Here is a 7,245-nt window from a genome sequence, read left to right on the forward strand (position 1 = left end):
GAGTACGGCGGCGACAGTGCAGAGTGTGAGGAGGGAGACCTTCACAAAACGCCTGGCCGACATTTTCATGATGGTATAGTCTTATTTCAGGAACGAAAATAGCATTTCCGGTCTTCGAGTGGCGGGGAGGAAGACCTCTCCTCCATCCTTCCGGCCTGTCCTGAACATCAGGTGTACTCCTTGCCTCAGAGATGAGAATAGAGTCTCTCCCTGGCGGTGACACGCCTGTGAGTGTCGTGCCGCACGGTCAATGGCCTTCCGGAGCGATATGATCCTGGAAGAGTCTGTGGGAACAGGCCCCTCTCCTGGTATCTGGTGATCACTCTCTTTCCCCGTCGTCCCCGCGATAGAAGCAGACCGTCACCTCTTCCTCGGTGACCAGACCCCCGCTGATGATCTCTTCCAGGACTGGCTTGATCTCCTCGATCTTCTCCCGCGAGTCCACGACCTCCACGACGACCGGGAGGTCTGCAGACAGACGGAGAATAGAGTGTGTGTGGACCCGGCTGGTCTTGCCGAACCCGGCGATGCCGCGAAGGACGGTCGCCCCGTAAAACCCTTCTTTCCTGAAGAGTTCGATGAGATAACGGGAGAGGGGTTTTCCCTCATACCTTTCAGACTCCCCGATGTAAATACGGAGAAGAACTGCCTGTGCATTTTTTCCGAGTTTCATAGTGCAGCCTCCATATAACCTGCCGCAACTTTTCCCGCTCCAACGGCGAGAAGTGTCAGGGTAAATGTCGCAAGGGCGTTGAGAGCGAAGAACCCGAATGCCTGCTGTTCCAGGAGGCGGAACGACTCATAACTGAATGTCGACATGGTCGTAAACGCCCCGAGTACGCCTATGGTCAGGAACATCCGTGTTTCCGTGTCAAATAAACCTCCGTATTCGAAGAGATACATGACAAGCCCGATGAAAAAACTCCCGATCACATTAACGCCGAGGGTACCGATGGGGAAGGTGCTGACACTCCCCTGCACCCACCCGCTGGTGAAATACCTGAGTATGGCACCGACAAATCCGCCGATGCCCACAATGATCCATGTGTGCATCTCTCGTGTTCCTCCGGGCGGAGAGATCCTGCCCGCATGAATCCTTTCATGGAAGACCGGGGCGAATCCCTTCGCCCTCTGCCAGACGGACCTGCAGCTGCATGAAGAGCTAGAGGTGTAATGGTGTCCCATGGCGTGCACGTCCGTCCGGCGGAAAATAGACGTCATCAGTCCCGGAGGGGACGGTTGATGGCGGACGTCATCGCCCAAATTACTGTACTTTTCTCGGATATAAGGGAATATGTGCAGTTTGCGGTATCCCCATCCACTATAATCCCCTCTGCAAGGCATGTGTCATCTCATGCGCTCGTGGTCTGGAGGAGGAGACTCGTCCTCTCCAGGTTATACTCGTTTATATGTCGTATTCTCCAGTTCTCCGGGCGTGAAGATGACGAAGCACTCGCCTCCCCTGTTTCGTATCCCGACACCGCTTCCGTGTTCGGTCTTCACGACCATATCAGGAGTGGCGACCTTGCAGACCGAGAGGTAGAAGACCGGCGACCTCGCAGATGCCGTCGAGACCCGGTCAAGGGGTACGAGTGTCCTGTTCTCCATGAGGTACACCGGGATGTATGCACGGTCATAGATCACGTCCTGAGTCTCTCTCAGGTGGACCGTCCAGTCATTTTCCCCGAAGGAGGCGCCGGGGTCGATGGCTTCGAGGTCGCTGAAGACCGTGCCCGGATGGGGAAGGCCCGGGAGAGAACGTTCTGCGATCGGTCTGACCGTCACGGTGCCGTCCTGATGAAGGTAGGCATTGAAGTGCCGTCGCTCTCCGTCCACCTCACCGGAGAAACAGAGGTCCAGCAGGACGACACGGCTGTCACCACCCATGATCAGGTCAAAACTGCTCATCATCGCGCTCGTCTCATCTATCCCGGTCGCCTCCACCGCCCCCTCCCAGACGGACGAGAGAGGGAGACCTGACGTGCCGTCCGGGAGGGTGAAGGTCTTCTCCATGAGGCCGGTGCACCCTGCGGTGCAGATGATGGCGATGAGTACGACGGGAAAGAGATCAGATCTGTCCATTCCAGGCGCTCCTGTCGGGCAGGTATGTTCGGAGGTATGATAATCCCGGCAATATATCCCTTGTGCTGTCCCCTTCGGGCTGGCAGGTCATTATGATACAAAATTTTCAGGAGAGGTCGGCAAAAAAATAAAAAAATCACTCATCACGCGCTGCATCATTCTGTTTCTGGAGTGCAGAACTGGGTCACACCCCCTTCAACACCGCCGCAAACTCCTCCAGGTACTCCTGCGTGCTCAGACTGCCGTCAGGGAACTTTAACGTCAGATCCCTGCACCGGGCGATCGTCTCGTCGGACGGCACGAGGGTGACAGGCACGCCGGTGCGGGCCGACGCCTCCTTCATCGCCTCCCTGAACTCGCCGAGGCAGTAGGCCACCCTGTGCCTGTACGTCCTGCGGGTCTTCTCCAGGTACGCCGCGACGCGGAAAGTCTCGATCCGCAGGAACGACCGGTGGACCACCGGGTCGGGAGAGCGGCCAAGCATATACCTGTACGAGGCATAGGGGTACATCCTCTCCAGTTCCCGCGGCACCACCCCGCAGGTACCAAAGACCACCTTATGGACTCTCTCCGGGGCGATGGCGGCGGCGATCACCCGGTCGAAGAGACGGTGGCTCGGGCTCGTGCTGTACGGCTTGTGGACAGAACAGGGGAGGAAGATGGCGACATCACGCTCGGGGACTGTGTAGTCCCTGATGATGAACTGGAAGGCCTCCTCGAACTCCGGGCGGAAGAAGGGAGGCGTCCCGCCCCAGATAGGTTCTCTCTCCTTAGATGCCATGGTGCTCCGAATGAATAGTTATGATCTCCGGGGATGCCGCTTTTGACCGAATAATACACCTGTACTTTTGTGATGTAGTCATATGCCCTCGCACGCCCCTATATATCTGAGAATCCCCTATTAATGGGTGGTCATGAAACTGCTCTTTGAACTCTCAGGAGAGCACCCAAACCTCCCCTTTGCCGAACTCGAATGTGTGGGCCGGATCACAGACAGGCACCCCCAGATTGCGGTGGCAGAGTGTCTCGACCCGGCGGCAACAACTCGCCTCGCCCTCACCCATACTGTCATGGAATATCTCGGCGAGTGCGCTCCCACAGCCCCGGCACTGGCGGCCCTCCTCGACGACCTCACCCTCTCCACCGACCGCCCCTTTGCGGCACGGGTGAAAGTCATCCCCGGCCCCGGCGAGTACCCCTCCCAGTTAGACCTGGAACGTCTCATCGGGAGTCATATCAAGGGCCCCGTTTCCCTGCGGTCCCCTGAGGTGGTCTACAGGGCCGTGATATCAGGGGACCGCTGCTACTTCGGTCGCGTCGTCCTCGACGGACTCAGGAGCACCTACGAGATCAGGGGCCCTGCAACCCGGCCCTTCTTCCACCCCGGTGTCATGATGCCGAGGATGGCCCGCACCATGGTGAACCTCTCCCTCGTCTCTCCCGGCGAGGTGATGTACGACCCCTTCTGCGGCACCGGCGGTATGCTCCTCGAAGGAGAGTTGATCGGCGTGCGGACAGTCGGGAGTGACTTTGACCCCCTCATGATCCGCGGCTCGCACCTGAACGTCCCTGCCGCCCGCCTCATGCTCGCGGACGCCACCGCCCTCCCTCTCGAGTCTTCGTCGGTCGACGCCGTCGTGACCGACTTCCCGTACGGTCAGTCTGTCTGCATCAAGGCCGACACCCTGAACGCACTCTACGAAGGAGCACTTTCGGAGATCAGGCGGGTACTCAAGGACGGGAAGAGGGCCGTCGTCATCACCCACCGCGACATCAGGCCGATCGCCCGGGAATACTTTACCGTGCTGCAGTTCCATGAACAGCGGGTCCACAAGAGCCTCACCCGCAGGGTTATGGTCCTTGAAAAAGGAAATCCCGCCGACCATTCATAACGTATTTACTATCTGAACGATCACAACAACGAAAGACAGGACATCCAATGGCATTGAATAATGGGCTGGAGATGATCGAGTGGCTGCGGACGCATTTCAATACGATCAAGCCGACACGGACACTTGCCCTCAAGGCAACCCGTCATCTCCGCAAATCCGAGAAAAAAAACCTTTTTTCTGATGACATCTCTATGATGCGGACCGCCGAAGGGCGGTGGTACGAGGGACTCATCTATGAGATGATGATCGAGGCAGTCTCAGACTGCGACCTGATCAAAGGTATCGTGCGAAAAGGGGCCGATGCCCCTTATGTCAGGCAGAAGATCTCGCAGGACCAGAACGGGACCTTCTACTCGAACTACGGCGACATCAAGGTCCGCGGCAACGGTCAGGACCTCGCCGAGGTCGACCTCCTCCTCGTCGACCGGGAGAACACCATCGCCTTCAGCGAGGTAGTCACCTCGCCGACCGACCTGAAGGAGTTTGAACAGGAGATCATCTTTAAAAAGAGGCTCATCGGCTACCTCTTCGGTCAACCCATCGTCCCCTTCATCCTGGTCTCGTCGGTGGACATCTCGCGGAACTCCATCATCCAGCGTCTCATGAAAGAACCGGACTCGGTCCTGATCACGACGGCGTCCTGCGAGGAGATCAAAAAGGTGCTTAACCCCCGCGAGATCCGCTATCGACCCAGGAAACCGATCACTCACCCGAAACTCCTCCACCTCGCTGACATCAGGATGAAAAGACCCTTCGACTACCGCCATCTCCATGACGAGAGGAAGGAGAAGGTCCTGGAAGAGATGGCCGCAGGCGTACCTCTCGAAGCACTCACCGAACCTGACGAGATCCCACCGATCGTCAAGAAGATCGTCTTCGGCGCCCTGTACCCCCCGTCGATCCGCCTGCTCTGCCAGCGCACCGAGGTCACGATGAAGGGAGAGGCACTCACCTTCGAGACTATCATGAAGGACTTTTCCAAGGTGATCTTTGCAGTCAACCTTCCTGAGTGCCGGCCGATCCTCTACTTCAGGTCGAAGAAGCGGAAGGAATATTACAAGATGGTCCCCTCGAAAAACGGCGGGTTTAAGTACGAGAGCAGGCGCACCCCCCATATGGCCGGGTTCTTCCTCTGGCTCGAAGGGACAAAGCCATCTCTCGGGACGCAGATGACAAAGACGCTTCTGCGGTACTTTGTCGAGCACCCCCATTCAAACGGGGGGAAAAACGGCAAATCCTGATCTTTCCGTCGTGCAGGGAGATATCAACTGAGACCGGGGCAGGGGTGACCTGACCCCGTCTGTAAAACCTTCATACCACCGGCGTCTCACCAAAGAGTTTGAGGGACACCGGAGCGAACCTCTTCACCTCGTCATAGAAGTATCTGACATACTCGGGTTCTGAATCATCAATTGCGGCCTGTATCGTTCTTCTGAGCCATTCCGGGAATTCACCCTCGCCCTCCATTGTGTTCATGATGACGACGATCGCTTCATCAACATCTTTCCTGCTCTTCCACCTGTACGGCATGACTCTCCCTCCCGTACCGCGCTATCTTCCCGCGCCCCTATTTATGCATTGCGTGGAACGGGAGTGTACGCCTCTCTCTCTGAGAGGGCCGGCGACCATGGTAGAGAGGGGAAGGCGGGGACCCATCTCACCTGTACGGACGTTTTTTCCTGCTTCATGGGCGATACGCTCTCTCCCGTCGCACGGACTCAAAGATTTTCCCTGGCAGAAATGCTCTGCATTTCCAGTGTCATACCCATGAATGAGGGGCGGTGACATCTTGCTCCACTCCTTTCACCCCCCACAAGTTAAAAAAACCGTGACGTGCCATACCTATATGGACAGATCCCATGGCAGAGCATAACATGGAGAACTATGAAGAGACCTATGCGAATTTTAAAATTGACGTCCCGGAATTCTTTAATTTCGGCTACGACGTCATTGATGCATGGGCCAAAAAAGACCGCAACCGCCTCGCCATGATCTGGGTTGACCAGAAAGGCAACGAGAGGAAGTTCACCTTCAAGGACATGATGAACCTCTCAAACCAGGCGGCGAATATCCTTCTCAAATACGGGATTAACAAGGGTGACCGCGTACTCATCCTCCTCCCCCGGATCCCCGAATGGTGGATCTTTGTCATTGCTCTGATCAAACTCGGCGCTGTATACTGTCCATGCCCATCCCTCCTCACGCCGAAGGACCTCGAGTACCGGATCAATGCCGGGAACTTCAAGATGGTCATCACCGACATGGAAAATTCCTGGAAGATCGAGGAGATCTGCAAGGAGTGTCCCTCTCTCCAGGTCCGCTTTCTGGTGGACGGCGAACTCGAAGGCTGGGCAAACTTCCCGTACGAACTGATGTACCCTGCTCCGGTCTCGCACCGGACGGTCTCGATGCCGGTGGCGAAGAAGACGAGGGCCACCGACCCGATGCTCATCTACTTCACGTCGGGAACGACCGGGGAACCGAAGATGGTGCTACACAACAATGCCCATCCTCTCGGCCACATCGTCACCGCAAAGTTCTGGCACGACCTCACAGAGCGTGACCTGCACTTCACCATCTCCGATACCGGCTGGGCAAAGTGCGGGTGGGGCAAGATCTTCGGGCAATGGATCTGCGGTGCCGCCATCTTCGTCTACGATATCCGCGGCAAGTTTGCGGCAACCGAGATCCTGCCTCTCATGGAAAAATATGAGGTCACCACCTTCTGCGCCCCGCCGACGATCTACAGGATGCTCATCCTTGCCGACCTCAAGAAGTACGACCTCCGCGAACTCCGTCACTGCACGAGTGCGGGCGAACCCCTCAACCCCGAGGTGATCAGGATCTGGGAGGAAGGGACTGGCATCACCATCAGGGAGGGCTACGGCCAGACCGAGACGGTCTGCGCCATCGCCACCTTCCCCTGCATAAAGCCCAAACTCGGTTCGATGGGCAAACCCTCACCCGGGTGGCACGTGGAGATCCACGACGAGAACGGCAAACCCTGCGAGGCATATGAGGAAGGCCGGATCGCCATCTCCCTCAACCCGAGGCCACCCGGCCTGATCGTCGAGTACCTCGATAACCCGGAGGCGAACGCCGAGTCCTTCCAGAAAGGCTTCTACTACACCGGCGACCGTGCCTACTTCGATGAGGACGGCTACTTCTGGTTTGTGGGCCGTGACGACGATGTTATCAAGAGTTCCGGCTACCGGATCGGCCCCTTCGAGGTTGAGTCGGCCCTCATGGAGCACCCTGCCGTCCAGGAGTG

At 57.3% G+C, this 7,245-nt stretch carries 8 protein-coding genes and 1 riboswitch; of the genes, 3 read left to right on the forward strand and 5 right to left on the reverse strand.

What is annotated here, in order from left to right; genetic code table 11:
* Nucleotides 1–319: 319 nt before the first annotated feature.
* From Q0520_RS01805 to Q0520_RS01820, 4 genes are all read right to left on the reverse strand, one after another.
* Entirely contained in the window at nucleotides 320–673 is a 354-nt protein-coding gene (locus Q0520_RS01805; protein ID WP_298665842.1) for a DUF190 domain-containing protein, read from the reverse strand.
* Nucleotides 670–1,053: a fluoride efflux transporter CrcB gene (crcB, locus tag Q0520_RS01810; RefSeq protein WP_298665844.1), complete on the reverse strand. Its 384-nt coding sequence runs from the start codon at nucleotides 1,051–1,053 to the stop codon at nucleotides 670–672. The genes Q0520_RS01805 and crcB overlap by 4 nt, the downstream gene beginning before the upstream one ends.
* 151 nt (nucleotides 1,054–1,204) lie before the next feature.
* A riboswitch (Fluoride riboswitch) is annotated at nucleotides 1,205–1,269 on the reverse strand.
* A 126-nt stretch (nucleotides 1,270–1,395) separates the two neighbouring features.
* Complete coding sequence (locus Q0520_RS01815; protein ID WP_298665847.1) at nucleotides 1,396–2,082, reverse strand: hypothetical protein; 687 nt, start codon at nucleotides 2,080–2,082, stop codon at nucleotides 1,396–1,398.
* A gap of 184 nt (nucleotides 2,083–2,266) precedes the next feature.
* A complete protein-coding gene (locus Q0520_RS01820) occupies nucleotides 2,267–2,863 on the reverse strand; it encodes a DUF5591 domain-containing protein (protein ID WP_298665849.1) in 597 nt (198 codons plus the stop codon).
* Between the two features lie 133 nt (nucleotides 2,864–2,996).
* On the opposite strand from Q0520_RS01820, the gene Q0520_RS01825 reads away from it, so the two are divergent.
* Together Q0520_RS01825 and Q0520_RS01830 are read left to right on the forward strand one after the other, a co-directional pair.
* Complete coding sequence (locus tag Q0520_RS01825; RefSeq protein ID WP_298665850.1) at nucleotides 2,997–3,974, forward strand: methyltransferase domain-containing protein; 978 nt, start codon at nucleotides 2,997–2,999, stop codon at nucleotides 3,972–3,974.
* Between the two features lie 47 nt (nucleotides 3,975–4,021).
* Nucleotides 4,022–5,215 carry a hypothetical protein gene (locus tag Q0520_RS01830; protein ID WP_298665852.1) on the forward strand — a complete coding sequence of 398 codons (1,194 nt, stop codon included), beginning with the start codon at nucleotides 4,022–4,024 and terminating at the stop codon, nucleotides 5,213–5,215.
* A 70-nt stretch (nucleotides 5,216–5,285) separates the two neighbouring features.
* Here Q0520_RS01830 and Q0520_RS01835 read toward each other — a convergent pair whose 3' ends face one another.
* Nucleotides 5,286–5,504: a hypothetical protein gene (locus Q0520_RS01835; protein ID WP_298665854.1), complete on the reverse strand. Its 219-nt coding sequence runs from the start codon at nucleotides 5,502–5,504 to the stop codon at nucleotides 5,286–5,288.
* A 329-nt stretch (nucleotides 5,505–5,833) separates the two neighbouring features.
* On the opposite strand from Q0520_RS01835, the gene Q0520_RS01840 reads away from it, so the two are divergent.
* The coding region (locus tag Q0520_RS01840) for an AMP-binding protein (protein WP_298665855.1) at nucleotides 5,834–7,245 on the forward strand (1,412 nt) is incomplete at its 3' end.

It is taken from the genome of uncultured Methanofollis sp. (assembly GCF_937919355.1).
Lineage (GTDB): Archaea > Halobacteriota > Methanomicrobia > Methanomicrobiales > Methanofollaceae > Methanofollis.

Excerpts from the sequence above, each read along its gene's own strand:
- Q0520_RS01805 (WP_298665842.1), bottom strand. The coding sequence starts at position 673 with ATGAAACTCGGAAAAAATGCACAGGCAGTTCTTCTCCGTATTTACATC.
- Q0520_RS01815 (WP_298665847.1), bottom strand. The coding sequence starts at position 2,082 with ATGGACAGATCTGATCTCTTTCCCGTCGTACTCATCGCCATCATCTGC.
- Q0520_RS01825 (WP_298665850.1), top strand. The coding sequence starts at position 2,997 with ATGAAACTGCTCTTTGAACTCTCAGGAGAGCACCCAAACCTCCCCTTT.
- Q0520_RS01820 (WP_298665849.1), bottom strand. The coding sequence starts at position 2,863 with ATGGCATCTAAGGAGAGAGAACCTATCTGGGGCGGGACGCCTCCCTTC.
- Q0520_RS01830 (WP_298665852.1), top strand. The coding sequence starts at position 4,022 with ATGGCATTGAATAATGGGCTGGAGATGATCGAGTGGCTGCGGACGCAT.
- Q0520_RS01835 (WP_298665854.1), bottom strand. The coding sequence starts at position 5,504 with ATGCCGTACAGGTGGAAGAGCAGGAAAGATGTTGATGAAGCGATCGTC.
- crcB (WP_298665844.1), bottom strand. The coding sequence starts at position 1,053 with ATGCACACATGGATCATTGTGGGCATCGGCGGATTTGTCGGTGCCATA.